The organism is Sporichthya sp. (genome assembly GCF_013815995.1).
Lineage (GTDB): Bacteria > Actinomycetota > Actinomycetes > Sporichthyales > Sporichthyaceae > Sporichthya.
In genome coordinates this window covers 1-24,947 of record NZ_JACDFE010000010.1, presented here as the reverse complement: position 1 = coordinate 24,947, position 24,947 = coordinate 1, and the positions used below count along the sequence as shown (strand labels likewise).

General features: G+C 69.7%; 24 protein-coding genes and 2 pseudogenes. 11 read left to right on the top strand and 15 right to left on the bottom strand.

Features of this window, described 5'->3' with window-relative positions:
* Nucleotides 1–5 precede the first annotated feature (5 nt).
* Nucleotides 6–1,478 (bottom strand): YdiU family protein, encoded by a 1,473-nt coding sequence (locus H0X00_RS02455; protein WP_293767113.1) that lies wholly within the window; start codon nucleotides 1,476–1,478, stop codon nucleotides 6–8.
* A 109-nt stretch (nucleotides 1,479–1,587) separates the two neighbouring features.
* Here H0X00_RS02455 and H0X00_RS02450 point away from each other — a divergent pair.
* The 4 genes and pseudogenes from H0X00_RS02450 to H0X00_RS02435 form a co-directional block, all read left to right on the top strand.
* Nucleotides 1,588–1,728 (top strand): annotated as a pseudogene (locus tag H0X00_RS02450) (MarR family transcriptional regulator); the annotation flags it as partial.
* 13 nt (nucleotides 1,729–1,741) lie between these two features.
* Nucleotides 1,742–2,191: a helix-turn-helix transcriptional regulator gene (locus H0X00_RS02445; protein WP_293767110.1), complete on the top strand. Its 450-nt coding sequence runs from the start codon at nucleotides 1,742–1,744 to the stop codon at nucleotides 2,189–2,191.
* Nucleotides 2,188–2,608 (top strand): annotated as a pseudogene (locus tag H0X00_RS23595) (VOC family protein). Before H0X00_RS02445 ends, H0X00_RS23595 begins: the two are co-directional and overlap by 4 nt.
* A 109-nt stretch (nucleotides 2,609–2,717) precedes the next feature.
* Nucleotides 2,718–5,048, top strand: a complete 2,331-nt coding sequence (locus tag H0X00_RS02435; RefSeq protein WP_367186399.1) for an ATP-binding cassette domain-containing protein — start codon at nucleotides 2,718–2,720, stop codon at nucleotides 5,046–5,048.
* A 770-nt stretch (nucleotides 5,049–5,818) separates the two neighbouring features.
* Here H0X00_RS02435 and H0X00_RS02430 read toward each other — a convergent pair.
* Nucleotides 5,819–6,064, bottom strand: a complete 246-nt coding sequence (locus H0X00_RS02430; RefSeq protein WP_293767107.1) for a hypothetical protein — start codon at nucleotides 6,062–6,064, stop codon at nucleotides 5,819–5,821.
* A gap of 42 nt (nucleotides 6,065–6,106) precedes the next feature.
* Between H0X00_RS02430 and H0X00_RS02425 the strand changes: the two genes are divergently transcribed.
* Nucleotides 6,107–6,721, top strand: coding sequence for a hypothetical protein (locus H0X00_RS02425; protein ID WP_293767106.1), 615 nt, complete (start codon nucleotides 6,107–6,109; stop codon nucleotides 6,719–6,721).
* 175 nt (nucleotides 6,722–6,896) lie between these two features.
* Complete coding sequence (locus tag H0X00_RS02420; protein WP_293767105.1) at nucleotides 6,897–7,058, top strand: hypothetical protein; 162 nt, start codon at nucleotides 6,897–6,899, stop codon at nucleotides 7,056–7,058.
* A 406-nt stretch (nucleotides 7,059–7,464) separates the two neighbouring features.
* On the opposite strand, the gene H0X00_RS02415 is transcribed toward H0X00_RS02420, so the two are convergent.
* A complete protein-coding gene (locus H0X00_RS02415) occupies nucleotides 7,465–7,839 on the bottom strand; it encodes a YchJ family protein (protein WP_293767104.1) in 375 nt (124 codons plus the stop codon).
* Between the two features lie 124 nt (nucleotides 7,840–7,963).
* Here H0X00_RS02415 and H0X00_RS02410 point away from each other — a divergent pair, with 124 nt between their 5' ends.
* Nucleotides 7,964–12,232 (top strand): bifunctional nitrate reductase/sulfite reductase flavoprotein subunit alpha, encoded by a 4,269-nt coding sequence (locus tag H0X00_RS02410; protein ID WP_293767103.1) that lies wholly within the window; start codon nucleotides 7,964–7,966, stop codon nucleotides 12,230–12,232.
* Here the strand turns inward: H0X00_RS02410 and H0X00_RS02405 are convergent, their stop codons facing one another.
* From H0X00_RS02405 to H0X00_RS02390, 4 genes are all read right to left on the bottom strand, one after another.
* On the bottom strand, nucleotides 12,233–12,889 hold the full coding sequence (locus H0X00_RS02405; protein WP_293767102.1) for a CoA transferase subunit B: 657 nt from the start codon (nucleotides 12,887–12,889) through the stop codon (nucleotides 12,233–12,235).
* Entirely contained in the window at nucleotides 12,889–13,668 is a 780-nt protein-coding gene (locus H0X00_RS02400) for a CoA transferase subunit A (RefSeq protein ID WP_293767101.1), read from the bottom strand. Before H0X00_RS02400 ends, H0X00_RS02405 begins: the two co-directional genes overlap by 1 nt.
* Nucleotides 13,669–13,758: 90 nt before the next feature.
* Nucleotides 13,759–14,424, bottom strand: a complete 666-nt coding sequence (locus H0X00_RS02395; RefSeq protein WP_293767100.1) for a 1-acyl-sn-glycerol-3-phosphate acyltransferase — start codon at nucleotides 14,422–14,424, stop codon at nucleotides 13,759–13,761.
* A 90-nt stretch (nucleotides 14,425–14,514) separates the two neighbouring features.
* Nucleotides 14,515–16,566 carry an acetoacetate--CoA ligase gene (locus H0X00_RS02390; RefSeq protein ID WP_293767099.1) on the bottom strand — a complete coding sequence of 684 codons (2,052 nt, stop codon included), beginning with the start codon at nucleotides 16,564–16,566 and terminating at the stop codon, nucleotides 14,515–14,517.
* Nucleotides 16,567–16,663: 97 nt separating this feature from the next.
* Here H0X00_RS02390 and H0X00_RS02385 point away from each other — a divergent pair, with 97 nt between their 5' ends.
* From H0X00_RS02385 to H0X00_RS02370, 4 genes are all read left to right on the top strand, one after another.
* Nucleotides 16,664–18,106 carry a hypothetical protein gene (locus H0X00_RS02385; RefSeq protein ID WP_293767098.1) on the top strand — a complete coding sequence of 481 codons (1,443 nt, stop codon included), beginning with the start codon at nucleotides 16,664–16,666 and terminating at the stop codon, nucleotides 18,104–18,106.
* A gap of 40 nt (nucleotides 18,107–18,146) precedes the next feature.
* Entirely contained in the window at nucleotides 18,147–18,752 is a 606-nt protein-coding gene (locus H0X00_RS02380; RefSeq protein WP_293767097.1) for a sigma-70 family RNA polymerase sigma factor, read from the top strand.
* On the top strand, nucleotides 18,749–19,492 hold the full coding sequence (locus H0X00_RS02375; RefSeq protein ID WP_293767096.1) for an anti-sigma factor: 744 nt from the start codon (nucleotides 18,749–18,751) through the stop codon (nucleotides 19,490–19,492). Before H0X00_RS02380 ends, H0X00_RS02375 begins: the two co-directional genes overlap by 4 nt.
* 105 nt (nucleotides 19,493–19,597) lie before the next feature.
* A complete protein-coding gene (locus tag H0X00_RS02370) occupies nucleotides 19,598–19,837 on the top strand; it encodes a DUF5999 family protein (protein ID WP_293767095.1) in 240 nt (79 codons plus the stop codon).
* Nucleotides 19,838–19,878: 41 nt separating this feature from the next.
* Here H0X00_RS02370 and H0X00_RS02365 read toward each other — a convergent pair whose 3' ends face one another.
* The 8 genes from H0X00_RS02365 to H0X00_RS02330 form a co-directional block, all read right to left on the bottom strand.
* Entirely contained in the window at nucleotides 19,879–20,472 is a 594-nt protein-coding gene (locus tag H0X00_RS02365) for a MerR family transcriptional regulator (protein WP_293767093.1), read from the bottom strand.
* Between the two features lie 187 nt (nucleotides 20,473–20,659).
* Nucleotides 20,660–21,130, bottom strand: coding sequence for a bifunctional nuclease family protein (locus H0X00_RS02360; RefSeq protein ID WP_293767092.1), 471 nt, complete (start codon nucleotides 21,128–21,130; stop codon nucleotides 20,660–20,662).
* Nucleotides 21,131–21,150: 20 nt separating this feature from the next.
* Nucleotides 21,151–21,849 carry a MerR family transcriptional regulator gene (locus H0X00_RS02355; RefSeq protein WP_367186398.1) on the bottom strand — a complete coding sequence of 233 codons (699 nt, stop codon included), beginning with the start codon at nucleotides 21,847–21,849 and terminating at the stop codon, nucleotides 21,151–21,153.
* Between the two features lie 8 nt (nucleotides 21,850–21,857).
* Nucleotides 21,858–22,391 carry an FHA domain-containing protein gene (locus H0X00_RS02350; protein ID WP_293767090.1) on the bottom strand — a complete coding sequence of 178 codons (534 nt, stop codon included), beginning with the start codon at nucleotides 22,389–22,391 and terminating at the stop codon, nucleotides 21,858–21,860.
* 103 nt (nucleotides 22,392–22,494) lie between these two features.
* The gene (gene gcvH / locus H0X00_RS02345; RefSeq protein WP_293767089.1) at nucleotides 22,495–22,875 is read right to left on the bottom strand and encodes a glycine cleavage system protein GcvH; all 381 of its coding nucleotides are present in this window, start codon (nucleotides 22,873–22,875) and stop codon (nucleotides 22,495–22,497) included.
* 31 nt (nucleotides 22,876–22,906) lie between these two features.
* Nucleotides 22,907–23,836 carry a DUF881 domain-containing protein gene (locus H0X00_RS02340; protein ID WP_293767087.1) on the bottom strand — a complete coding sequence of 310 codons (930 nt, stop codon included), beginning with the start codon at nucleotides 23,834–23,836 and terminating at the stop codon, nucleotides 22,907–22,909.
* 15 nt (nucleotides 23,837–23,851) lie between these two features.
* A complete protein-coding gene (locus H0X00_RS02335) occupies nucleotides 23,852–24,184 on the bottom strand; it encodes a DUF1290 domain-containing protein (RefSeq protein WP_293767086.1) in 333 nt (110 codons plus the stop codon).
* On the bottom strand, nucleotides 24,181–24,947 hold a 767-nt coding region (locus tag H0X00_RS02330), incomplete at its 5' end, for a DUF881 domain-containing protein (protein WP_293767085.1). The genes H0X00_RS02335 and H0X00_RS02330, both read right to left, overlap by 4 nt.

Sequence of the window (24,947 nt, the reverse complement as noted above, 5' to 3'; positions counted from 1 at the left end):
TGCGGTCAGGTTCCGCAGAAGGTGACGTACCCGCCGCCGTTCGGGTCCGGCTCGGCGTAGGCCTCCAGGCCCGGGCGCACCACGTAGGGCTCGCGGATCACCTCGATCAGGCGGGTCACCGGGCCCAGGTCGCCCGTGGTGGCGGCGTCGAGGGCTTCCTGCACCTTGTGGTTGCGCGGGATGTAGACGGGGTTGACCGCGTCCATCGCTTCGGCGTCGGGCTTGCGGTCCAGCCACCGGGTGGCCCAGGCATCGAAATCCTCGCGGGCGAGGAACATGTCCCGGGCGACGGTCCCGCCGCGGGCGTCCTGCGCGAGGGCCCGCCAGAACGAGGTCCAATCGACGCGGGCGGTCTGCATCAGCGCGAGCAGTTCCTGCAGGAGTTCGACGTTGTCCCCGGTGTCGGCCAGCCCGACCTTGGCCAGCATGCCCGCGCGCCACGCGGCGGCGAAGTGGTCGGCGAAGGTGTCGAGCACGGGGACGACCTTCGCGACCGCGGCTTCCTGATCCTCATCGACATCCTCATTGACGAGGGGGAGCAGGGACTCGGCGAACCTGGACAGGTTCCACAGGGTGATCGGCGGCTGGTTGGCGTAGGCGTAGCGCCCGGCGTGGTCGATGGAGCTGAACACCGTCCCGGGGTCGTAGCCCTCCATGAACGCGCACGGCCCGTAGTCGATGGTCTCGCCGGAGATCGTCACGTTGTCGGTGTTCATCACCCCGTGCACGAACCCCAGGCACATCCAGCGCGCAACGAGTTCGGCCTGACGCTGCGTCACCGCCTCGAGCAGGGCGACGTAGGGCTGGTCGGCTTCTGCCGCGGCAGGGTGGTGGCGGGCGATCGCGTAATCGGCCAGGCGCCGCAGGATCGTCGGGTCCTTCTTGGCCGCTGTCATCGCCGCGGCGTACTGGAAGCTGCCGACCCGCAGGTGACTGGCGGCAACCCGGACCAGCACGGCCCCGGGGAGGAGGCCTTCCTCGCGGGCGATCTGCTCACTGGTGCCCAGCACCGCCAGGGCTCGGGTGGTGGGCACGCCGAGAGCGTGCATCGCTTCTCCGATGACGTACTCGCGCAGCATCGGGCCGACCGCGGCCTTGCCGTCGCCGCCTCGGGAGAACGGTGTGCCGCCCGAGCCCTTCAGGTGCAGGTCGCGCCGGCGGCCCGCCGCATCGGTCAGCTCACCGAGCAGCAGGGCGCGGCCGTCGCCGAGGCGGGGGGAGTAGCCGCCGAACTGATGGCCCGCGTAACCCTGGGCGATCGGGGCCGCCCCCGCGGGGAGATCCGCGCCGATCAGCAGCGCGATCCCGGCCGGTGTCGCCAACGTCGCCGGATCCAGCCCGAGCTCGCGGGCCAGCTCCTCGTTCAGGGCCAGCAGCGCCGGCTCGGGGAACTGGGCCGCCTGCCAGGGCACGAACAACCCGTCGAGGTCGCGCGCGAAGGTGTTCTCCAACGTCAGGTCGGCGGCTACGGAGCTCATGCTGCCGAGATTACGTCGGTCAGCGCGTACGGCCGGCGTAGCGCTCCTCGCGGCGGCGGGCCAGCAGCGCCAGCGGGTCGTTGTGCGGGTTGAGCTGCGGGGGACCCCACGCGCCCTGCGCCCCGAGGCGGAGAAGATTCCCTACGCCGTCGTCCGCCGGCTGGGGATCGGGGTGGAGGATCTGGTGGCACTGCACGGGGCCCTCGGGACCGTGATCGCCGCGACCGATCGGGCCGCCACGCAGTCGTGACAACATCTGGGCGGTGTCCAGCGAACCGGCCGACGAGCAGCGCCTGCGCGACCTCGCCCTGCTGCGCAAGGTCCGCGATCGGATGGACCGCGAGTACGCCCAGCCGCTGAACGTCGAGGCCCTCGCGTGCGGCGTGCACATGTCCGCCGGTCACCTGAGCCGACAGTTCAAGGCGGCCTACGGCGAGTCGCCCTACTCCTACCTGATGACCCGGCGGATCGAGCGGGCGATGGCGCTGCTGCGCCTGACCGAGCTGTCCGTCACCGACATCTGCTTCGCGGTCGGCTGCTCGTCGCTGGGCACTTTCAGCACTCGGTTCACCGAGCTGGTCGGGGTCTCACCGAGTGTTTACCGCCGGGACGGCTCCCTGGAAACTGAAGGCATGCCCCCGTGCGTTGCCAGAACGGTCACCAGACCGATCAGGAATCAAGAAGCATCGAGCCGGGGGAGCCGGAGAGCATGAGCGGCATGGACATCAACATTCACGCCACCTTCCTTCCGCACAACGACGCTGACGCCGCTCTGGCGTTCTACCGCGACACCCTCGGCTTCGAGCTCCGCAACGACGTGGGCTACGAGGGCATGCGCTGGCTGACCGTCGGGCCGCCCAACCAGCCTGAGGTCAACATCGTGCTCCACCCGCCCGGTCGCCGACCCCGGCGTCACCGACGAGGAGCGCAAGGTCATCGCCGAGATGATGGCGAAGGGCACCTACCAATCGATCATGCTCGCCACCAAGGACCTGGACGGCGTCTTCGCCAAGCTCGAGTCCAGTGGCGCGGAGATCATGCAGGAGCCGATCGACCAGCAGTGGGGCTCGCGCGACTGCGCGGTGCGCGACCCCTCGGGCAACACCGTCCGGATCCAGCAACTGTCCTGAGCGCATCGACCACCCCGCGACACAGAGGACTGCATCAGTGCCTGCTGCCAAGAAGCCCGCCGCCTCCGCTGCTCGGCCGAATGGTCTGCACGCCGCCGACAGTCACGACATGATCCGCGTGCACGGCGCACGGGTGAACAATCTGAAGAACGTCAACGTCGAGATCCCGAAGCGCCGGCTCAGTGTGTTCACCGGCGTTTCGGGATCCGGCAAGAGTTCGCTGGTCTTCGGCACCATCGCAGCTGAGTCCCAGCGGATGATCAACGAGACCTACAGCGCGTTCGTGCAGGGCTTCATGCCTTCCATGGCGCGCCCCGACGTCGACGTGCTGGACGGACTGACGACGGCGATCCTGGTCGACCAGGAGCGGATGGGGGCCAACGCCCGGTCCACCGTCGGCACCGTCACCGACGCGAACGCGATGCTGCGCATCCTGTTCAGCCGCCTCGGCAAGCCGTACGTCGGGTCGCCGCAGGCGTTCTCGTTCAACGTCGCGTCGATCAGCGGCGCCGGCGCGGTCACCATCACCAAGGCCGGGCAGCAGGTCAAGGAGCGGCGCAGCTTCTCCATCACCGGCGGCATGTGCCCGCGCTGTGAAGGCATGGGCAAGGTCTCCGACTTCGACCTGACTGCGCTCTACGACCAGAACAAGTCGATCAACGAGGGCGCCATCACCATCCCCGGCTACTCGATGGAGGGCTGGTACGGCCGGATCTTCAACGGCTGCGGCTTCTTCGACTGCGACAAGCCGATCAAGAAGTTCACCAAGAAGGAACTGGCGGACCTGCTGCACAAGGAAGCGACCAAGATCAAGGTCGAGGGCATCAACCTCACCTTCCTCGGCCTGATTCCGCAGATCCAGAAGTCGTTCCTGTCCAAGGACGTCGAGGCGATGCAGCCGCACATCCGCGCCTTCGTGGACCGCGCGGTCGGGTTCCAGACCTGTCCCGACTGCAGCGGCACCCGTCTGGCCGAACACGCCCGGGCCTCGAAGATCGGCGGCGTCAACATCGCCGACGCCTGCGCAATGCAGATCTCCGACCTGGCCGCCTGGGTGCGCACCCTCAAGGAGCCTTCGGTCGCGCCCCTGCTCGGGAACCTGCAGCACTCCCTGGACAAGTTCGTCGAGATCGGGCTGGGCTACCTCTCGCTGGAGCGGCCGTCGGGCACGTTGTCCGGGGGAGAGGCGCAGCGGACCAAGATGATCCGCCACCTGGGGTCCTCGCTCACCGACGTCACCTACGTCTTCGACGAGCCGACGATCGGGCTCCACCCGCACGACATCGCGCGGATGAACGACCTGTTGCTCCAGCTCCGCGACAAGGGCAACACCGTGCTGGTGGTCGAGCACAAGCCGGAGGCCATCACGATCGCCGATCACGTCATCGACCTCGGCCCCGGGGCCGGGTCCGGCGGTGGGGAAGTGGTCTTCGAGGGCACCGTGGAGGGGCTGCGGGCCTCCGGCACCCTGACGGGGCGTCATCTGGACGACCGCGCCTCGCTCAAGGACTCGGTCCGCGCGAGTTCCGGCGCGATGGAGGTCCGCGGGGCGAACCTGCACAACCTGCAGAAGGTCGACGTCGACATCCCCCTCGGGCTCCTGGTCGTCATCACCGGGGTCGCCGGGTCGGGCAAGAGTTCGCTGATCTCTGGCTCGGTGGCCGGCCGCGACGGTGTGGTCGCCATCGACCAGGGCTCGATCAAGGGCTCGCGGCGGAGCAATCCCGCGACCTACACCGGGCTCCTGGAGCCGATCCGCAAGGCGTTCGCCAAGGCGAACAACGTCAAGCCGGCGTTGTTCAGCGCGAACTCCGAGGGAGCCTGCCCGACCTGCAACGGCAACGGCGTCATCTACACCGACCTGGGGATGATGGCCGGGGTCTCCACCCTGTGCGAGCAGTGCGAGGGCAAGCGTTTCGACGCCTCGGTGCTGGACTACAAGTTCGGCGGGAAGGACATCAGCGAGGTGCTGGCGATGCCGGTCGCCGAGGCGGAGGCGTTCTTCGGCGACGGTGAGGCCAAGACCCCGTCCGCGCACGCGATCCTGGATCGACTCAAGGACGTCGGACTCGGGTATCTGACGTTGGGTCAGCCATTGACCACCCTGTCCGGTGGTGAGCGTCAGCGCCTCAAGTTGGCCACGCACATGGGAGCGAAGGGCGGGGTGTACGTCCTCGACGAGCCCACCAACGGCCTGCACCTGGCCGACGTGGAGAACCTGCTCGCCCTGCTGGACCGCCTCGTCGACTCCGGTAAGTCCGTCATCGTCATCGAGCACCACCAGGCCGTGATGGCCCACGCCGACTGGATCATCGACCTCGGGCCCGGCGCCGGCCACGACGGCGGGTGCATCGTCTTCGAGGGCACGCCGGCCGACCTGATCGGCGCCCGCAAGAAGACCCTCACCGGCCAGCACCTGGCCGCGTACGTCGCCTCCTGAGGGTCCCGGCTCCGGCCGGCCGGCTGACCGAGCGTCAGTTGCCGGAGGTGCCGTGTGATGCTGATCGAGTCGTAGTTCTGCGCTCCCGCCCCGTTCACGCAAGCGCCGATAATGTACGTTATGTCAACTAACGAAGACCTGATCTCTCGCTCCGTCTGGGATCTCTGACGGCGCTGGACGCCCCCGACAGTGACGTGGACGGGATTCTCAGCTGGTACTCCCGGTCCGCCGAACCCGGAGAACCCGCAGAACCTCAAGGTCGGTTGCCGGGCGGTCGATAGACAGTCCGGCGGGCTCGGCTGTATGTCGGCGGGCTTGACGGGCGACGGTCGTGGCGTCCGATCCTGCACAGGATCCGCCCAGCCCTGCGGCAACCTCCGGAGAGAGTGCCGCCTTGGCCAAGATCCTTGTCGTTGACGATGATGCCGATCTGCTCCTGCCGGTCGTTCGCCGATTGCTGGACGGGTGGTCCAGGTGACGAACTCCCTGCTGGATGCCCAAGTTCACCGGCATCGAGGTCGCGCGCACGCTCCGCGCGGACCCCGCCACGCGCGACATGCCGCTCGCCAGGCAGGCGACCCGCCCGAGGCGTGGGAGGGGTTGAGCCGCGCGGAGTGGTGGCTCGGCGACGAGAATTCAACGCTGACGGCGCGTGAGCGAGCGTACCGCGCCTATCTGGGGGCGGGGGATGCCGAGCCGAGCCTTGCCCGGCCGAGACCGGTGCTGAAGCTGCAATTGGTTACACCAGGGGCGATCAGGGCGCCTCACAACTAATCCCACGTAACGAATTGCAGCCTCAGCCTCGAGGACTTACGGCGGGAACCCGCCAAACGGTGTGCAGCGCGTGCCGCGCGCTCGGGCCGAGCCTCGACGACGAGGAAGCGGTGCTCGGGCAACTCCCAAACCGCTTCAGCGTCGTTGAGGATGAACGGTTCTGAACCCAGCAGCTGCCGGTACCACGCGAGGGCTCGCGAGTAGTCGGCCACCGCGATGCCGGCGAAGAGATCGAGGGCCATGGCTGCACGCTAGTGAAGGACGGGCGGGCCTAGGCTCGTGACATGCACATCGACCCGAACGGCCACGACCGGTTCGTCCTGCGGCAGCGGGTCAAGTGGGTGATCAACCAGTACGAATTCTCGGTGCCCGACAACGCGGGTGACGGGACGCCGTTCTGCTTCGTCGAGCAGAAGCGCTTCAAGTTCAAGGAAGACATCGGCTTCTTCGCCGACGAGTCCAAGACCCAGCCGCTGATGCGCATTCTGGCCCGGCAGCGCTTTGACCCCAAGGCCCGCTACGACATCGCGACCCCCGACGGCATGGCTGTAGGACAGATCCAGAAGGTGTTCGGGTCATCGCTGTTCCGATCGACCTACGCGCTGTTCTCCCCGGACGGCCAGGAGGTCTGCCGGGCGCGCGAGGTCTCGCTCGCCAAAGCCCTGTTCCGGCGCATCCTCGGCTTCGTGCCGTACGTGGAGAACGTCGCCAACTGGCTGCCGATCGCCTACGACTTCGAGTTCCGGCGGGACGAGACGGTGTTGGCAACCAACCGGCGCCGGCGCTGGAAGTGGCGCGACGTCTACGACATCGACGCTTCCGCCGACACCGCCCGGGTGCTCGACCGGCGGCTGCTGCTCGCCGCCACGGTGGGCATGGACGCTCTGCAGGCTCGCTGAATCATGTCCATCGGTTGCATGAGGGCGAACGGTCGGCTGACTTCCGTCGGGTCGAGCGTCTCGTCCTGACCGGTGGCCCGGGACAGGTCCCAGGTGTGGACCAGGACGTCGCCGACGCCGAAGCTGCCGACCAACTCCTCGAAGGTCGACTTCCCCATCGGGCTCTCGGACCTGCATGGTCGCGACCGCCGGGTCCTCAAGTGCGGTCTGGATCTGGTCCCGTGCCGCCTTCCAGGCGCCGACCGGGTCGGTGTCCGCCGAAGGCATGGCGAGCCCGTTGACCGTCATCGACGATTTCCAGTTCGGCTTCGCGAAGCGGTCGTTCCAGGTCGACTGACGGTCAGTCAGCCAAGACGGGCGCGACAGACAGTCCCTCAGCCAGAGCGCCCGCCCGCAGTCGCTGGTCCCACGCCACGAACACGGCATTTCCGTCGGCAAGCGCAGCGGCGCTCGCGAGGTGAACGGCGTCGCTGCCCTTCAGCGCGTGGCGTGCCGCAAGCTGGCCGCCCGTGCTAGCGACAGCCGGGGTCAGTTGGATCACCGACATTTCCGACCACTGCTGCGACCACAGGCTTTCCGCCAGCGCAAGTTCCCGGCTGTTGAGTCTTCCGGCTCGGCCGGCGGCGTTCAGGGCGGCTCGGACCTCGGGGTAGGAGAGGGTACAAGTGGCTTTCCCGAGATGTACAGAAGCTCGTGACGACTCCCCGCGCCCCATATCCCACCTAGGAGGGTCTGACAGTGGCCTAGCGTGCGGAGACGCCGTCCACGTAGTACCAACGACCACCTTCACGGACGAAGTGGCTGCGCTCGGTCTGCACGCCTACTTGGTGGGTGGCCCGGAACTCCACGATGCCGGCGGTGTCGAACACGCCTCCGCTGGCCGAGAGAACCTCCAGGCCGACCCAGCGGGTGTCGGGGTCCAGCGTCAACTTCTTCGGCCGGGTCGACGGGTGCCACGAGGCAAGCAGGTAGGCGACGTCGCGGAGTACGAACGCGCTGTAGCGCGAGCGCATCAAGGCCTCAGCGGTGGCTGCCGGTGCCTCGCCGCCGTGCGCCGGCCCGCAGCAGGCGTCGTAGGGCGCGGGGGCGCCGCAGGGGCAGGGCCGCGGCGTCGCCATGTGATCGACGCTACCCGCCGCTCGCGACCGCTCACGCAGGGCGCTGCTTCGCTGTGAAGTGGCCTGTCGCTGGACGCGATACAGATGAAACGGTCCTGAAACACGGGGCGGCTTCCCTGACAGGGTGAGCCCCCACCCGTCCACCGAGCACGTCCGCGGAGTCTGCTCCTACTGCGGCGTGGGCTGCGGCATCGTGGCCGAGGTGGGCCAGGACGCGGCCGGCGGGCGGCGGGTGCTCTCGATCGTCGGGGACAAGGAGCATCCGGCCAACCGGGGCCGGCTGTGCACCAAGGGCGCCACCAGCGCCGAGGTCGCCTGCGCCCCTGGCCGACTGGAGACCGCGCTGATCCGTCCCGAGCGTGGCGCGACCCCGATCGCCGTCGGGGTGGACGACGCGATCACCGAGGCTGTCGCCCGGCTGCGCGCGATCGTCGACGAGCACGGCCCGGACTCGGTCGCGCTCTACGTCTCCGGGCAGATGACCACCGAGGCGCAGTACCTGTCGAACAAGCTGACCAAGGGCTACCTGCGCACCAACAACATCGAGTCCAACTCGCGGCTGTGCATGGCCAGCGCCGGCGTCGGCTACAAGCAGTCGCTCGGCTCGGATGCTCCCCCCGGGTCCTACGACGACTTCGATGCCGCCGACGCGTTCCTGGTCATCGGGTCCAACATGGCCGACTGCCACCCGGTCCTGTTCCTGCGCATGATGGAGCGGGTCAGGGCCGGCGCGAAGCTGATCGTGGTCGACGTCCGGCGCACGGCAACCGCGGACAAGGCCCACCTGTTCCTGCAGGTGAAGCCCGGCACCGACCTTGCCCTGCTGAACGGTCTGCTGCACCTGCTGGTCGAGAACGGCCACACCGACCCGGACTTCATCGCTGAGTTCACCACCGGCTGGGAGCCGCTGACGGCGATGCTCGCCGACTACGCCCCGGCGGCGGTCGCGGGCATCACCGGCCTCGCCGAGCACGACCTGTGGACCGCGGCCAGGTGGATCGGCGAGGCCGGGAACTGGATGACCTGCTGGACGATGGGCCTCAACCAGTCCGTGCAGGGGACGTGGAACACCAACGCCATCTGCAACCTGCACCTGGCCACGGGCGCGATCTGCCGCACCGGGTCCGGCCCGTTCTCCCTGACCGGACAGCCGAACGCGATGGGCGGCCGGGAGATGGGGTACATGGGCGCGGGCCTGCCCGGCCAGCGCGCTGTGCTCTCCCCCGACGACCGGGCCTTCGTGGAGAAGCTCTGGAACCTGCCGGAAGGCACCCTGCGCACCGAGGTCGGCCGGGGCACGGTCGAACTGTTCGAGAAAGCCGCCGCCGGGGAGATCAAAGCGATCTGGGTGATCTGCACGAACCCGGTTGCCTCGGTCGCGAATCGCAACACCGTCATCGCCGGTCTGCAGGCTGCCGAGCTGGTGATCGTGCAGGACGCCTTCATCGATGCCGAGACCAACGCCTACGCCGACATCGTGCTGCCGGCCGCGATGTGGACCGAGGTCGACGGGGTCTTCGTCAACTCCGAGCGCAATCTGACGCTGCTTCAGCCTGTCGCGGACGCGCCCGGGGAGGCTCTCGCCGACTGGGACCTGATCGCGCGCATCGCCCGCGGGCTCGGGTATACGGAGGCGTTCGACTACACCAGCGCGGAGCAGATCTTCGACGAGCTGCGCGCCGCGGCAAACCCGGCGACCGGCTGGGACATCCGGGGCGTCACCTACGACCGGCTGCGCCGCTCCCCCGTGCAGTGGCCCTCGCCGCCGGACGACACCGACGATCGCCACCCGATCCGCTACCTCAACGACGGCCGCAGCCGCACCCTGGTCACCCGCGAGGACGGCACCGCCCCTGCGCTGGCCTTCGCGACCCCGGACGGCCGCGCGGTCTTTCACGCCCGCCCGCACGCCGGCCCGGCCGAGCTGCCCGACGAGGCGCACCCCTTCGTGCTCACCACCGGCCGGGTGCAGCACCAGTGGCACACGCTGACCAAGACCGGCAAGATCGCCCGGCTCGCCAAGCTCAACCCGGGCCCGTTCGTGGAGCTCAATCCCGACGACGCGGCGGCGCTCGGCATCACCGACGGCGATGCCGTGGAGATCGTCTCCCGGCGCGGTCGCGCCGTTCTGCCGGCCGCGGTCAGCGACCGGATGGCGTCGGGCACCTGCTGGGCGCCGTTCCACTGGAACGACGCGTTCGGCGTCGATCTCGCGGTCAACGCGGTCACCAACGACGCCGTCGATCCGTTCTCGTTCCAGCCCGAGTTCAAGGTCTGCGCGGTCAGCCTGACCCGGGTGGCGGCCGAGGCCGAACCCGCGTCGGCTCCCCTGCCGGTGTCGGCGCCGAGTTCGCTGGCCGCCGCCCTCGGCCTCGGCGACCTGACCGTCCCCGCCTTCACCGACGCCCAGCGCCGATATCTGGCCGGGCTGATCTGGGCCCTCGGCACTGAGCACGCGCGCGAGGGCGTCCCCGTCCTGCCGGCCGACGCGCCCTTCGACGAGTTCCACCGGGCCTGGGTGTCGGGAATGCTCGCCGGCCTCTACGCCCGGACCGGATCCGCCACGCATGTCCTCCGCGGCGTCTCCCCTGCGGATGACATCCGGAGCGACGGGGCGGCGGAGGCCGCCCATGCCGGTCACGTCCTGCTGGCCTGGGCGTCCCAGACCGGTAACGCAGAAGAATTCGCCGAAGGTGCCGCCGCCCTGCTGAAACGGGGCGGTCTAACCATCAGCCTGACCGTTATGGATAAGATTGACGTCGCCGCATTGCCGCAGGTCACGACCCTATTGGTGGTGACGAGTACCTTCGGAGACGGCGAGTCACCGGACAACGGTCAAGCGTTCTGGGACGCGCTGTCCGCGGCCGATGCGCCCCGGCTGGAGGGCGTCAGCTACGCCGTCCTGGCCTTCGGGGACCCGAGCTACGCCGAGTTCTGCGGGCACGGCCGCCGGGTCGACGAGCGCCTCGCCGAGCTCGGCGCCACCCGCCTGCACGAGCGGGTCGACGCCGGTCCCGACGACCGCGCCCGCGCCGCCAACTGGCTCACCGTGATCCGCGACCTGCTGGGCCCCGACGAGGGCGGCAGTCCGTCTGAGACCACGCCGACCGCCCCGGCGGTGGCGAAGGCCGAGGACAGCGCGTCACGGCCTGATCGGGGTCTTCCCCAGATTCGGGTCGCCCCGCTGCCGGCGTCGGTGCCGGTCCCGGCGCCCGAGCCCGGCTCGGAGTACGTCTCCCCGGATGTCGAGTTCGCGGACGTCGGGTCGGGCGCAGGGGCTGCCTTCACCCGGCGCAAGCCGCTGCCGACCCGCCTGGTCACCAACCTCGCGCTCACCGCGCCGGGGTCGGCCAAGGACGTCCGCCAGTTCGGCTTCGCGCTCGAGGACGGCTGCGACTACGAGGTCGGGGACGCGATCGGGGTCTGGCCGAAGAACGACGAGACCGTCGTCGACGAGTGGCTCGAGGCGACCGGCCTCGACGGCGCGGTCGCGGTCGGCTTGGACGACCTGCCGGAGATGGACCTGCGGACCGCGGCGCGGGAGTACCTGGACATCGTCCGGATCACCCCGGACCTGATGCGCTTCGTCAACGAGCGACACCCGGACCGCGACCTGGCCCGACTGCTGCGCGCCAACAACAAGATCGCCCTCGAGCAGTGGCTGTGGGGCAAGCAGTCGATGGACCTCATCGGCGAGTACCCGGTCCGCGCCGGGGCCGAGGACTGGCTCGGGGTGCTCCGGCGCCTGACCCCGCGGCTGTATTCGATCTCATCCAGCCCCAAGGAGTCCCCGCACGAGGTCGTGCTCACGGTCTCCGCGGTGCGGTACGCCTACGAGGGCCGCGCCCGGCAGGGGGTCTGCTCGACCTTCCTGGCCGACCGCTGCGAGGACGAGACGGTGCCGGTCTTCCTGCAACGTTCCCCGCACTTCCGTCCCCCGGCCGACGGCCGGACCCCGATGATCATGATCGGCCCGGGCACGGGAGTCGCTCCCTTCCGCGGGTTCCTTCAGGAGCGTCGCCAGCTCGGCCACCACGGGCGCAACTGGCTGTTCTTCGGCGAGCAGTGCTCGACCACCGACTTCTACTACCGGGCCGAGCTCGAGGAGATGTACGGCTCCGGGCTGCTGACCCGGCTCTCGCTCGCCTTCTCCCGGGACCAACGCCAGAAGATCTACGTCCAAGATCTGATGCGGGGTCAGGCACGCGAGCTGTGGCGCTGGATCGACGCCGGCGCGCACCTCTACGTGTGCGGCGACGCCGGCCGGATGGCCAAGGACGTGCACGCCGCGCTGATCGAGATCGTGCGCGACCACGGCGGCCTCGGCGACCGCGCCGAGGAGTACGTGCGCAGCCTGGTCACCCAGCGCCGCTACGTGCGCGACGTCTACTGACTAGACCACCATCTCGCACAGGTCGTCGGCGACGGTGAACTCCGGCTCGGTGGCCTTGCGAATGTCGTCCACGGAGACACCGGGCGCGGTCTCACGCAGGACGAGCCCGGTCGGGGTCACGTCCATCACGGCCAGGTCGGTGATGATCCGGTGCACGACGTGCCGGCCGGTGTAGGGCAGCGAGCACTCGTTGACGATCTTGTAGGTGCCGTCCTTCGCGACGTGCTCCATCAGCACGATCACGAGCTTGGCGCCGTGGACCAGGTCCATCGCGCCGCCCATCCCCTTGACCATCTTCCCGGGGATCATCCAGTTCGCGATGTCGCCGTTCGCGGCTACCTGCATGGCCCCGAGGATCGCCGCGTCGACCTTGCCGCCGCGGATCATCCCGAACGAGAGGGCAGAGTCGAAGAACGAGGCGCCCGGCCGGAGCGTCACGGTCTCCTTGCCGGCGTTGATCAGATCCGGGTCGAGGTCCTCCGGGTACGGGTAGGCCCCGACGCCGAGAATTCCGTTCTCGGACTGCAACACCAGCTCGACGTCGTCGGCGACGTAGTTGGGCACCAGCGTCGGCAGCCCGATGCCGAGGTTGACGTAGGAACCGTCGTGCAGCTCCGCGGCCGCGCGTGCCGCCATCTGTTCCCGCGTCAGAGTCATCAGCCGGCCTTCCGCTCGCGGGTGGTCGCTTTTTCGATCCGCTTGTCCGCGGCCTGCTCCGGGGTGAGCGCGACCACGCGGTGCACGAACACCCCCGGGAGGTGGACGGAATCGGGATCGATCTGGCCGACCTCGACCAGCTCCTCGACCTCGACGATCGCGACCTTGGCCGACATCGCGGCGAGCGGGTTGAAGTTGCGGGCGGACTGGTTGAACACCAGGTTGCCGTGCCGGTCCCCCTTCGCCGCCCGCACCAGCGCGTAGTCGGCGAAGAAGGCCTGCTCGAGGACGTAGGTCCGCGCGACGCCGTCGACAGTGAAGTCCGCGGTCGGCCGCGGCGGCGAGGAGGCCGTCACGTTGCCCGCCGAGTCGTAGCGCCACGGCAGCCCGCCCTCGGCGACCTGGGTGCCGACCCCCGACGCGGTGTAGAAGGCCGGGATGCCGACGCCGGCGGCGCGGAGCCGCTCGGCCAGCGTGCCCTGCGGGATCAACTCGACCTCGAGCTCGCCACCGAGGAACTGGCGGGCAAACTCCTTGTTCTCCCCCACGTAGGACGCGGTCACCCGGGAGATCCGGTGCTCGCCGAGCAGCTTGCCCAGCCCGGACCCGTCCACCCCGCAGTTGTTCGAGGCGACCTTCAGATCCGAGGCCCCCTGCTCCAGAAGGGCGTCGATCAGCACCGCCGGGATCCCGCACAACCCGAACCCGCCGACGGCGAGTGTCGCGCCGTGCGGGATGTCCGCAACCGCTTCCGCGGCCGAGGCCACCACCTTGTCCATGAGCGTCCCTTCTAGATCAACCAAACGCTTGGTAGACAAGCGTACGCATCAACCGGGCGCCGTGGAACGGCCTCAGCCGGAAAGAGCGGCTCAGCCCGCCGCGAGCTGTTCCTTCACATCGGTCGCGTACTCGTTGACGTACTCCTGGCCGGAGAGCTCCTGGATCGCCCGCATGATGTCGTCGGTGATCTCGCGGTAGAGCCGGGCGTCGCGCTTGCGACCGTCGTATTTGGCCAGGTCCATCGGCGGTCCGAACTTCACTGCGACCGGGCCCTTCTTGGGCATCTTCTGCCCAGGCGGCTGCACCTCGAACGAGCCGATGACCGCGCACGGCAGCAACGGGGCGCCGGACTCCACCCAGAGCCGTGCCACACCGACCCGGCCGCGGTAGAGGCGGCCGTCCGGGGAGCGGGTGCCTTCGGGGTAGATGCCGAGCAGGTTGCCTTCGGTCAGGACCTCCCCGGCGGTGGCGATCGCGGCCAGCCCGGCCCGCCCGCTGTCCCGGTCGACCGGCTTCTGGCCCAGAGCGTTGAACAAGCTCGCGGTCACCGTCCCGACGAAGCCCTGCCCGGTGAAGTACTGCGCCTTCGCCAGGTAGATCACCTTGCGGTGGAGCACGTGCGGGACGAAGAAGTGGTCGGAGAAGGAGACGTGGTTGCCGGCCAGGATCGCCGGGCCGACCGTCGGAACGTGCTCGCGCCCGCTCACCGAGGGATGGAAGACCGCCTGGACCACGGGTCCCAGGAAGATCTTCATCCCCCTGTAGAGCACGGCGGAGCCCTCCCGGACGGTCTGCGGCCGGGGCGCAGCTCCCCGTCGCGCAAAACTCTAGTGGGGCAGGGGTGCTCAACCCTTAGCGGCCAGCTTCGCTGCTGCGAACTCGGCGTACCAGCGCACGACGTCGGGGTTGTCGACGGCCGCCAGGTTCGCCGCCTTCTCCAGCGGGATCCCCTGCAACATCCGCTTCACCGGGACCTCGAGCCGCTTGCCGGTGAGGGTGTGCGGGATCGCGGGGGCGGCGATGATCTCGTCCGGCACATGGCGCGGGGTGCGCTTGGTCCGCAGCTCCTTCTTGATCTTGTCGATCAACGCCTCGTCGAGCACGTGCCCCGCGGCCGGGACCACGAACAGCGGTAGGTAGTAGCCACCGCCGGGCTGCTCGACGCCGACCACGAGGGTCTCGGCCACCTCCGGCAGGGCCTCGACGACGCCGTAGAAGTCGCTGCTGCCGAGCCGGACGCCGTCCCGGTTCAAGGTGGCGTCGGAGCGGCCGTGGATGACGACGGAGTTGTCGGTCTCCATGGTGATCCAGTCGCCGTGCCGCCACACTCCGGGCCACGGCTCGAAGTAGGACTCCTGGTGGCGCACGCCGTCCGGGTCGTTCCACAGGTAGAGCGGCATCGAGGGCATCGGCTCGGTGACCACGAGCTCGCCGAGTTCGCCGACGACCGGCTTGCCGTCGTCGTCCCAGGCCGAGAGCGCGACACCGGCGATCGGGCCGGCGATCCGGCCGGCCCGGACCGGCAGCAGGTCGTTGCCGCCGACGAAGCAGCCGCAGATGTCGGTGCCGCCGCTGGTGGAGTCCAACCGCAGGTCGGACGAGACGTTCTCGTAGACCCAGGGGTAGCCGGCGGTCGGCAACGCGGAGCCACTGACCAGCAGGGTCCTGAGGGCGGACAGGTCGACCCGGTCCTTGGGCACGATACCGACGTTCTGCGCCGCGGTGACCAGCGCCGCGCCGAGGAAGAAGGCCCGGGCCTTGGTCATGCCCGCGACCTCCCACAGCACGCCGAAGTCGGGATGGCCGGGGCTGCCCTCGTAGAGCACGACGGTCGCGCCGCAGGCGAGTCCCATCAACTGCGCGTTCCAGAGCACCCAGCCGGTGGTCGTGTAGACGAAGTAGGTGTCCTCGGGCCGCAGGTCGATGTAGAGCCGGCCCCACTTCATCCCCTCGAGCGTGATGCCGCCGTGCCCGTGCACCAGGCCCTTGGGCAAGCCGGTGGTGCCCGAGGTGAACAGCACCCACAGCGGGTGGGAGAAGTCGACCTGGGCGAACTCCGGGGGTGCCTCTGTCGCCGTGGCGTCGGCCCAGGTGCTCACCGCGGGTCCGTCCGTGGCGTACGGCGGCAGCGCCTCGGAGGGGAACGCGTAGGGCACGTGCACGATCTGACGCAGCGTCGGAAGACTGCCGGCCAGGCGGACCGCGACGTCGCGGCGGTCCATCGTGCGTCCGTTCCAGTGGTAGCCGTCGATCACGATCAGGACGGTCGGCTCGAGCTGGGAGAGCCGGGCGATAGTGCCGTCCGCACCGAAATCCGGGGAGCCGACCGCCCACACGGCCCCGACCGCGGCGACGGCCAGAGCGGCGATGACCGCGTGCTCGATGTTCGGCAGATAGGCGGCGACCCGATCGCCGGGCTGGACGCCGGCGGCCCGGAGCCAGGCGGCGAAGGCGGCCGTGTCTCGCCGCACGTCGCCGCGGGTCAGATTCCGAGGGGCGAGCGGGACCCCGGCGTGCGGTTCGCGCAGGCAGATCAGCGCGGTCTCGTCGTCCGCGCCCGGGCGGAGGCACTGCTCGGCGAAGTTCAGCCGCGCGCCGGGGAACCACCGCACCCCGGGCATGGTGTCGCCCTCGCGGACGGCGGTGTACGGCGCCGAGGCGTTGATGCCGACGAAGTCCCAGACGGCGGCCCAGAACCGGTCCACCTCTTCGGTCGACCAGGCCCACAGGGCGTCGTGGTCCGAGAAGTCGCGGCCCTCGCGCTCCCCCAGCCAGGTGAGGAACGCCGCCATCGTGGATTCGGCGACCCGTTCCGGTGAGGCCTGCCACAGGACCGGGCCCAACGGGTCGTCCGCGGGTGCGCCGGCGGGAGGACCAGCGGGGGTGACCTGCGTCATCAAAAACCTCCGGGACGTGGGTGCTGCGCCATTGTTGTCCGACGGGCCGAGGAATCTCCTGTCCGGAGCACACGAAGGTGTACGGCAGTATTTGGCTGTGCAGGACAGATTGCGGACCCTTTCCCTGGCCACCGCCGCCACTCTCGCGGCCCTCATCAGCATGACCGGGTGCGGTGACGACGGCGGGACCTCGACCCCGGGGCCGGACTCCACGAGCGCGGCCGCGGCGCCGGACCTGGGCTTCGCGGTCACCCCGTCCGCCTACGGCGACCCCTGGAGCGGGGCCCTGGACGCGGCCGCCCAGGCGCCCCCGGTGGCCCAGTTCCTGGCCCGCGGCATCGCCTCCGCGGACAAGTTGTCGGGCGATCTGGCCTCCCCCGCCTCGGACCTGGCCGCGCAGCTCACCGGGCTTCTGGCCACCCACGTCTACGCCACCGGTTCGGCGGTCAGCACCGTCTACGCCACCGAGCAGAAGAGCCCCCAGGCCGAGGCCGCCTGGGCCGCGGTGGAGACCAACTCCCGGACCCTGATCCAACTGGTGGAGTCCCTGGAGGCCGAAGCCGCCGGCGAAGGCAAGGGCGGCGGCAAGGGACTGTCCCGGGGAGCCGACACCCCGCCCCCGACCTCGCCGCCGGCCAACCCGAGCGACAAGGGGAAGGGCGACAAGAAGACTCCCTCGCCCGCTCCGACCGCCACCGAGCCGCCGTTCGACCTCGACGACTACGACTTCGGCAAGGCCTGGCGCGAGCACGTCGCCCTGCTCACCGACTACGCCCTGGCCGCCCGGGGAGAGAACACCGCCGACCAGAAGACCGCACGCCGCGAGCTCGACACCTGGCGGCTGCAGGCGGGTCAGTACTTCCGCGAGATCACGAAGGGCCGGATCTCCTCCTCGGCGGTCCGCGCCGATCTGGGTCGCTACCTGGACGCGATGACGGAGGCGATCAACGGCATCGCCGGCAGGGAGGGCGAGAGCTTCGTCGCGCTTCGTGAAGGCGCCGACGAGATGCCGGAGATCACCGCGCGCCTTGCCGCCGGCCTGGCCTCGGCCACCGACCGGACCGGCAGCGTCACCGACGACGCCGCCGAGCTGCGCAACCAGCTCACCGCCACGCTGACCGGGCACTCCTACCTGGCGGTCCTGTCGTTCCAGGTCGCATTCGCCCAGCCGGGCAAGGCCGGTCTGGTCAGTGCCAACTACCGGCGGGTCCAGATCAGCCTGGACGACAACTCCAAGCAGATCGCGGCCCAGGTGCGCGAGCTCGGCGGTCCGGTCAAGGAGGCGGAGTTCCTCCAGGGCTGGCGGATCCACCTGCGCGATCTGGAGAACTACGCGCGCAGCCTGCAGGCCGGGGACCTGGCCGGACGGCGGACCGCGACGGACGCTCTGAACACCTACCTCGGCACCGTCTCGACGTTCTTCAAGGGCATCACCGGTGGGGCGATCGACCCGGCCAATGCCGACAAACGGCTCCGGGCGCAGCTTGCTGCGATGATCGGGGTCGTGGATGCCCTGCAAGGGGCCTTCCACCCCAGCTGAGGGGACCAAGCCGGTGCGAGCGCCGTTCCGAAGAGACGACATGAGCGAGAGACCGGCGGGGCTGCGTGCAGTCCGAGACGTCCCGGCCGAGGATCAGGCCCCCGAGCGCCTCGAGGACCTCATGGTCCGGGTGGCCAAGGGCGACAACGCGGCCTACGAGGCTGTTTTCACCCGGGTCTCCGGCCCGGTGTACGGCCTGATCCGTCGCGTTCTGCGCGATCCGGCGCAGTCCGAAGAGGTGTCCCAGGAGGTCCTGGTGACCGTTTGGCGCAACGCCTCGCGCTTTGACGAGAACCAGGGCTCGGCGATGGCCTGGATCATGACGATGGCCCACCGCCGCGCGGTGGACCGGGTGCGGTCCGAGCAGGCGGCGACCGAACGGGTCCGCAAGCTGGCCCCGCGAACGTACGAGCCGGCCTACGACGACGTCTCCGAGAGCGTGGAGATCCGGCTGGAGAAAGAAGCGGTGCGCCGCTGCCTGGGGTCGTTGACCGAGCTGCAGCGCGAATCCGTCGGCCTGGCCTATTACGGCGGCTACACCTACCGCGAGGTGGGCGAACTGCTGGACGTGCCACTCGGCACAGTGAAGACGAGAATGCGCGACGGCCTGATTCGCCTGCGCGACTGCCTGGGAGTGACCGCATGAGCGCCGCAGACCTAGACCTAGACCTGCACCTGCTCACCGGCGCATATGCGACCGGAGCACTGACCAATGAGGAACACGACGCCTTTGTCGCGCATCTGAGGAGCTGCGCGAACTGCCGGGACGAGGTGGCCGAACTGGTCGCCACCGCGACCCTGCTGGGCATCGCGGCGGCCGAGCGGCCGCCGGCGGGCTTCCGCGAGCGTCTGATGGCCGAGGTTGCGCAGACGCGCCAGCTGCCGCCGTTGGTCAGCACACTGGCCGAGGCGAGGGCCCGCAAGGGCTCCTCCCGGATGAGTCGCTGGACGATGTCCGCCGCCGCTTCGGCGGTCGTGGTTGCCGTCGGGCTGGGCGCCTGGGGGCTGAACTCGGGCGACTCGGGTCTCTCCGTCGACGAGATCACCGCGGTGCAGACCGCGGCCGATGCCGAGACCTTTAACGCGGCCAACGGTGCGGTCAAGGCAGTCCTGACCGTCTCCCGCAGCACAGGCGACATGGTCTTCATGGCCCACGGCTTGCCCGACGCCGGCGCGAAGCGCACCTACCAGGTGTGGCTGCTCGGCCCGGGTTCGGCCGTGACCTCGATGGGCACCTTTGACAGTGACGGCAAGGCGAACACCACCCGGCTGTTCAACGGCCCGGGCGACGCGAGCGCGTTGGCTGTGACCAAGGAGCCGGCCGGTGGCTCGACCCGCCCGACCACGAAGCCGGTGCTGGCGATGGACCTCCCCCGCGAGGCCTGAGCGCGGCCCGCCCGAAACACGGGGTTTTTGGAGTTCATCAGGATTTCGCCCTGCCTAACCACGTGTCAGTAGGTACTCCAGAGACGGACGGTGCAGGCTGTGCATGTGACAACGACGATCACTGACACGCTGACGTGTCGACACGAGCCCGCCTGCCCGCCTGCAGCCGCCCCCAACCGGGAGGCCGCCCTGACCCTGGTCTGCTATCCGGAGCAGGGCTGGAGCCTGCTCTGCAACGGCGTCGTCCTGTTCGACGACACCGGAGAACTGTTGCCTGACGGCGAAGTGGTCGCCCCCCGGCGCCCCACGGACCCCGGACAGGGCACAAGCACAAGCGCCGCCTGAGCCTCTCGGCTCGGCGGCGCTTTTCGTTGTGGAGGGCGGGTCTAGCCGGTCTTGCGGGCCCGGCGCTGGGCCAGTTCATCGGCCGGAGTGTCACTGGCCGGTTCGGGGCGCTCGCCCGGCAGCTCGGCCAAGGATCCCTCGACCTCCTGCCAGACCCGGCCTACGGCGATGCCGAACACGCCCTGCCCGCCCTGGAGCAGGTCGACGACCTCTTCCGCGGATGTGCACTCGTACACGGTGGCGCCGTCGCTCATCAGGGTGAGCGTGGCCAGGTCGGAGATGCCGCGGTGGGCCAGGTGGGTGACCGCCTGGCGGATCTGCTGCAGCGAGACGCCGGCGTCCAGGAGGCGCTTGACGATCTTGAGCACCAGGATGTCGCGGAAGCCGTAGAGCCGCTGCGTCCCGGAGCCGGTCGCCGGGCGGATGCTCGGCTCGACCAGCCCGGTGCGGGCCCAGTAGTCCAGCTGCCGGTAGGTGATGCCGGCAGCGGAGCAGGCGGTCGGGCCGCGGTAGCCGACGTCCTCGGACAGGTGCGAGATGTCCGGCTCGAACAGGAGTCCCTGCTCGCCCGCGGCCAGCACGGCGCGCGGATCCGGCGTGGCGCCGGGGGCCGTGGTACCCGGGGTGTCGCTCATGGCGCCTCCTGCCAGATTCCGGTGCTGGTAATTACACCGGAGACGTTTCTGTTGTCGAAGGTAGGAGGGTTGCACCGAGCCGTCAACGCAACTCGCCGTCCGAGCGTGGGGCGTGAGTGGCAGTTGGGACAGTTGTTACTGAGACAGGGTCAGTTCGTCGTTCAGGGGGTGACACCCCCTGAATTGATCAGCCGGTGGTGTCGAAGTCCTCGGGCGAAATCTGGTCCAGGAACTCCCGGAACTTCTCGACCTCGTTTTCCTGCTCGTCCGGGATGGCGATCCCGGCCTCGTCGAGGACCTCTTCACTGCCGAAGATCGGGGTTCCGGTGCGCAGAGCCAGGGCGATCGCATCCGAAGGCCTTGCGCTCACCTCGATGCCGCCGGAGAAGTGCAGCTCGGCATAGAAGACTCCGTCGCGCAGCCCGGTGATCCGGACCTGCACGAGCTCCTGGCCCAGGGCCTCCAGGACGTCGCGGAACAGATCGTGGGTCATCGGCCGGGCCGGCACCACACCCTGTTGGGCGAACGCGATCGCGGTGGCTTCGACGGCCCCGATCCAGATCGGCAGGTAGCGCTCCCCCGACGTCTCCCTCAGCAGGACGATCGGCTGGTTGGCCGGCATCTCCACACGCACACCGACCACGTCGAGAGGGTTCACGTTCGCCACAGTACCCGGGGTCAGGGGCTCAGGGTGTGGCGAAGCCCAGCCTGCAACAGGGCCGAGTGCAGGCGCGCCAGACGGGTCGCGAGCTCCGTCGCGTTCTCCCGGCTGCGCTCCAGTCCGGCGCCGCCACGGCGTCGGGTATTGGGCTGGACGACGAGCTGTTCGACCAGGCCGACCTCACGATCCGCGGCGCCTTTGAAGGCGCGCAGATGACGTGGTTCGAGCCCGAATCGCCCCAGTTCGGCCACGATCGTCGCGATCACCACGTCGTCGGCGTCGTAGTAGCCGCCGCGCCGCCGGTGCAGCAGTCCGGACTCGTCGATGGCGGCCAACTGGTCGGGGTCGAGCCCGGTCTCGGCCAGCATCTGCTCGCGCGTGAGGCGGACCTCGGACGGGCGCAGGTCGAACTGCGGGTGCGGGCCGGGTGCGCTCCCGCCCCGGTCCACCGCCGGGCCCTCGCCGGCGTCGATCGCCTCGAGCTGGTCCCGGATCACCCGCAACGGCAGGTAGTGGTCGTGCTTGGCGGTAAGGACGTAGCGCAGCCGCTCGACGTCGCGGGTGGAGAACTTGCGGTACCCGGCCGGAGTGCGCGCCGGCTCGACCAGTCCGGCAGCTTCGTAGAAGCGGATCTTGGAGATCGTCAGTTCCGGGAAGTCCGGCCGCAGGCAGGCCAGCACCTCCCCGATGCTGAGGTGGCTGCCCCCGGCCGGCATTGCCGCACTCAAGACAAACTCTCCGTCCCGGCCTCCTCGCCCAGTGCGCCCGGCGCCGAGGCGAAGAAGACGAGACGGTACTTGCCGATCTGGACCTCGTCGCCGCCGGTGAGGACGGCCTCCTCGATGCGTTCCCGGTTGACGTAGGTACCGTTGAGGCTGCCCGCGTCCTTGACCCGGAAGGTGCCGTCACCGACGCGCTCGAAATCCGCGTGCCGCCGCGAGACGGTCACGTCGTCGAGAAAGATGTCGCTGTCCGGATGCCGGCCGGAGCGGGTCTGCTGGGCGTCGAGCAGGAAGCGACTGCCGGACTGCGGGCCGCGCTGGACGATCAACAGAGCCGAGCCCGGCGGCAACGCGTCGACAGCGGCCTGGTCGCCGGGTGAGAGCAGACCGGCCTCGGCCTCCACCTCCAGGCCGGCGATCGAGATGCTCGAGGTGTTCTCCGACCCGTCCGGCCCGCCGCCGGCCAGGGCGGCACCACAGTTCGGGCAGAACCGGGCGTCGTCAGGAGGCCGGTGGCCGCACTGGCTGCAGAACATTGCTCCGGCCTTTCCCTGTACCTGAGGTTGAGCGTGAGTGCGAACCTATTTGTGGCGGTCAACGAGGGTCAACCGGGTCCGTCACATCGTCCGGTATGCGGGTCTACCCGATCGCGGCGGTGTACTCCGCGGCGGTCAGGAGTTCCTTGAGCGACTTCGGGTCGTCCGGCCGGACCTCGAACATCCAGCCCCCGCCGTACGGTTCGGAGTTGACCAGTTCGGGTGCGGTCTCGATCGCCGAGTTCACCGCGACGATCTCCCCGGAAACCGGGGCGTAGATCTCGCTGACGCTCTTGGTCGACTCCAGCTCCCCGCACGGGGAACCGGCCACGACCCTGTCCCCCGGTTGGGGCAGTGAGACGAACACGATGTCGCCCAGTTGCTCCTGGGCGTGGTCGGTGATGCCGACGCGGATCGAGCCGGACTCGGTGTCCTGTGCCCACTCGTGTTCGGCGGTGTACTTCAGCTCGTCGGGGACGGACATCCGGGCCTTTCGTGCGGGTCGGTCTGCGCGATCAGTTCGTCTCGCTCGGGCGGGCGTAGTCGAGGTCCGCGGCCGGGCGCGTGGCGTCCACCGTGACCTGCCTGCGGGTCTCGACGGTGGGAGTCGCCCCCCGTTCGCCGAGCACCGCGAACACCCCGCCGGGAATCCGCAACGCGGGGTCGAGGGTATCTGGGTCGCCGATGACCTTGAACAGGTACGGGGCGGTCACCACCACGCCGTCGATCTGCACGCTGCCGGGGGCGGCATCCAGGAAGTCGGTGCTCGCGACCACGCGCACATCGTTGATCTGGACGGCCTCGGCTCCGGCGTCGCGCAGCTCCTGCAGGGTGTCCAGCAGGACCGCTGCGTCCACCTTCTGCTGGGAGTCGACGATGCGCAGCAGGATGCCCGGACCGCGGGCCGGCACGGTGCCGGCCAGGATGCCCAGCACCGAGCGACGGTCCTGGGCCTCGGACAGCGCCGCCTTGGACCGGTCCGAGCCGGACTGCAGCTCCGAGCGACGCTGCTCCAGGTCGCGGACCTCGCTGTCAAGGCGCTCGGAGCGGTCGTTGAGGTCGTCCAGGATGCGGATCAGGTCGCTCTGCCGGGCGGTGCGCAGGTTGTTGTCGTCGGCCTGCAGGCGCAGTTGGACGACGGCGAAGAACCCGAGCAGGCCGCACAGCACCGCGATCACGAATTGGGTCGGCGCGGCCCGGCGGACCCGCAGGGCGGTGATCAGGCCGCGGAAACCGGCGGGGGGCGGGGAGAAGCCGGGCTCGACGCGCGGCAGCGTCGAGGGCACCTGCGGCATCGGGGCCTCCGGCTCGGCCGCTGCCGCATCCTGGGCCGCCTGACCGCCGAACTGGTGCCCCGCGATCAGCAGGGTCTCGTCCTCCCGCTCCGGCGGCGCGCCGTAGTCGAGGCTGGCGTCCGGCTTGTCGTCCCGCTCGTCGTTCTGCATGTCGTCGGCCATAACTCAGGCCGAGAGCAGGTGGCGCCGGATCGCGGCGACGTTGGAGAAGATCCGGATGCTGAGCACGACGATGATCCCGGTGGTCAGCTGCCCGCCCACGCCGAGCCGGTCGCCGATGAAGACGACCAGGACCGCGACCAGCACGTTGGCGATGAACGAGACCACGAAGACCTTGTCGCTGAAGATTCCGTCCAGCAGCGCTCGCAGGGCACCGAAGAGCGCGTCGAGCGCGGCCACCACCGCGATCGGCAGGTAGGGCTGCATCCAGACTGGCACGGTCGGGTCGAAGACCAACCCGAGCGCGATGCCGACCATCAGGCCGAGAGCGCCAATCATCGGTCGGTCCGTGCGGGACTCGAAGCGGCCGCACTCGGTGCGGTTGTCGGGGCGGGGCTCAGCGGGGCCGGCTTCGTCGGGGCGGGATTCGGTGTGGCGGGCTTCGGTTCGCCGGCGAGCGCGTTGCGCAGGGTCACGCCGCTGGCGGCCGGGAGGCGCAGGTCCTTCTCCGTGGTCACGGTGAAGCGGATGCCGAATCCCTCCAGGGTGTGGAACCAGCGCCCGCCGGGCCCGTCGACGAAGTCGACCTCGAGGTCGTCGGGGTTCCCGATCGCCAGCACCTCGTACGGCGGGCTCAGGGGCCGGTAGGCGACCAAGATCGCGTCCCCGGCGGAGCGCACCGCGGTGAGTTGGGTCAGGCGCTGCCCGTTCACCGACACCGCCTCGGCGCCGGCCGCCCAGAGTCCGTTGAGCAGGCGCTGCAGATCGGTGTCGAGCACCCGGCCGGTGGCGCTGTCGGCGCGCAGATCGCCGTTGGGCGCGTCGTCGACGACGATCCTGATCCCCGGTCCGCGCACTGCGCTGACGCCGGCGAGGGCGGAGAGACGTTCGAGCTCGGTGCGGGCGGCGGAGCCGGCGGAGGTCGCGGCGAGCGCGTCGTCCCGGGCGCCGTCGACCTCGGCGCGGAGCCCGACCAGGCGACGCTGCAACTCGTCGGCCTGCTCGGTCTCGGTCCGGACCCGTTCGATCAGGTCGTCGCGGGCCTGCGCGACCGCCGGGGCGTTGTCGTGGGTCTGCTGCGCGGCAACGGTCAGTACCAGGC

Excerpts from the sequence above, each read along its gene's own strand:
- H0X00_RS02425 (WP_293767106.1), top strand. The coding sequence starts at position 6,107 with ATGCACATCGACCCGAACGGCCACGACCGGTTCGTCCTGCGGCAGCGG.
- H0X00_RS02395 (WP_293767100.1), bottom strand. The coding sequence starts at position 14,424 with ATGAAGATCTTCCTGGGACCCGTGGTCCAGGCGGTCTTCCATCCCTCG.
- gcvH (WP_293767089.1), bottom strand. The coding sequence starts at position 22,875 with ATGTCCGTCCCCGACGAGCTGAAGTACACCGCCGAACACGAGTGGGCA.
- H0X00_RS02430 (WP_293767107.1), bottom strand. The coding sequence starts at position 6,064 with ATGGCCCTCGATCTCTTCGCCGGCATCGCGGTGGCCGACTACTCGCGA.
- H0X00_RS02400 (WP_293767101.1), bottom strand. The coding sequence starts at position 13,668 with ATGGACAAGGTGGTGGCCTCGGCCGCGGAAGCGGTTGCGGACATCCCG.
- H0X00_RS02375 (WP_293767096.1), top strand. The coding sequence starts at position 18,749 with ATGAGCGCCGCAGACCTAGACCTAGACCTGCACCTGCTCACCGGCGCA.
- H0X00_RS02350 (WP_293767090.1), bottom strand. The coding sequence starts at position 22,391 with ATGTTCTGCAGCCAGTGCGGCCACCGGCCTCCTGACGACGCCCGGTTC.
- H0X00_RS02420 (WP_293767105.1), top strand. The coding sequence starts at position 6,897 with ATGGTCGCGACCGCCGGGTCCTCAAGTGCGGTCTGGATCTGGTCCCGT.
- H0X00_RS02455 (WP_293767113.1), bottom strand. The coding sequence starts at position 1,478 with ATGAGCTCCGTAGCCGCCGACCTGACGTTGGAGAACACCTTCGCGCGC.
- H0X00_RS02365 (WP_293767093.1), bottom strand. The coding sequence starts at position 20,472 with ATGAGCGACACCCCGGGTACCACGGCCCCCGGCGCCACGCCGGATCCG.
- H0X00_RS02355 (WP_367186398.1), bottom strand. The coding sequence starts at position 21,849 with ATGCCGGCCGGGGGCAGCCACCTCAGCATCGGGGAGGTGCTGGCCTGC.
- H0X00_RS02390 (WP_293767099.1), bottom strand. The coding sequence starts at position 16,566 with ATGACGCAGGTCACCCCCGCTGGTCCTCCCGCCGGCGCACCCGCGGAC.
- H0X00_RS02435 (WP_367186399.1), top strand. The coding sequence starts at position 2,718 with ATGATCCGCGTGCACGGCGCACGGGTGAACAATCTGAAGAACGTCAAC.
- H0X00_RS02415 (WP_293767104.1), bottom strand. The coding sequence starts at position 7,839 with ATGGCGACGCCGCGGCCCTGCCCCTGCGGCGCCCCCGCGCCCTACGAC.
- H0X00_RS02405 (WP_293767102.1), bottom strand. The coding sequence starts at position 12,889 with ATGACTCTGACGCGGGAACAGATGGCGGCACGCGCGGCCGCGGAGCTG.
- H0X00_RS02340 (WP_293767087.1), bottom strand. The coding sequence starts at position 23,836 with ATGCAGAACGACGAGCGGGACGACAAGCCGGACGCCAGCCTCGACTAC.
- H0X00_RS02380 (WP_293767097.1), top strand. The coding sequence starts at position 18,147 with ATGAGCGAGAGACCGGCGGGGCTGCGTGCAGTCCGAGACGTCCCGGCC.
- H0X00_RS02335 (WP_293767086.1), bottom strand. The coding sequence starts at position 24,184 with ATGATTGGCGCTCTCGGCCTGATGGTCGGCATCGCGCTCGGGTTGGTC.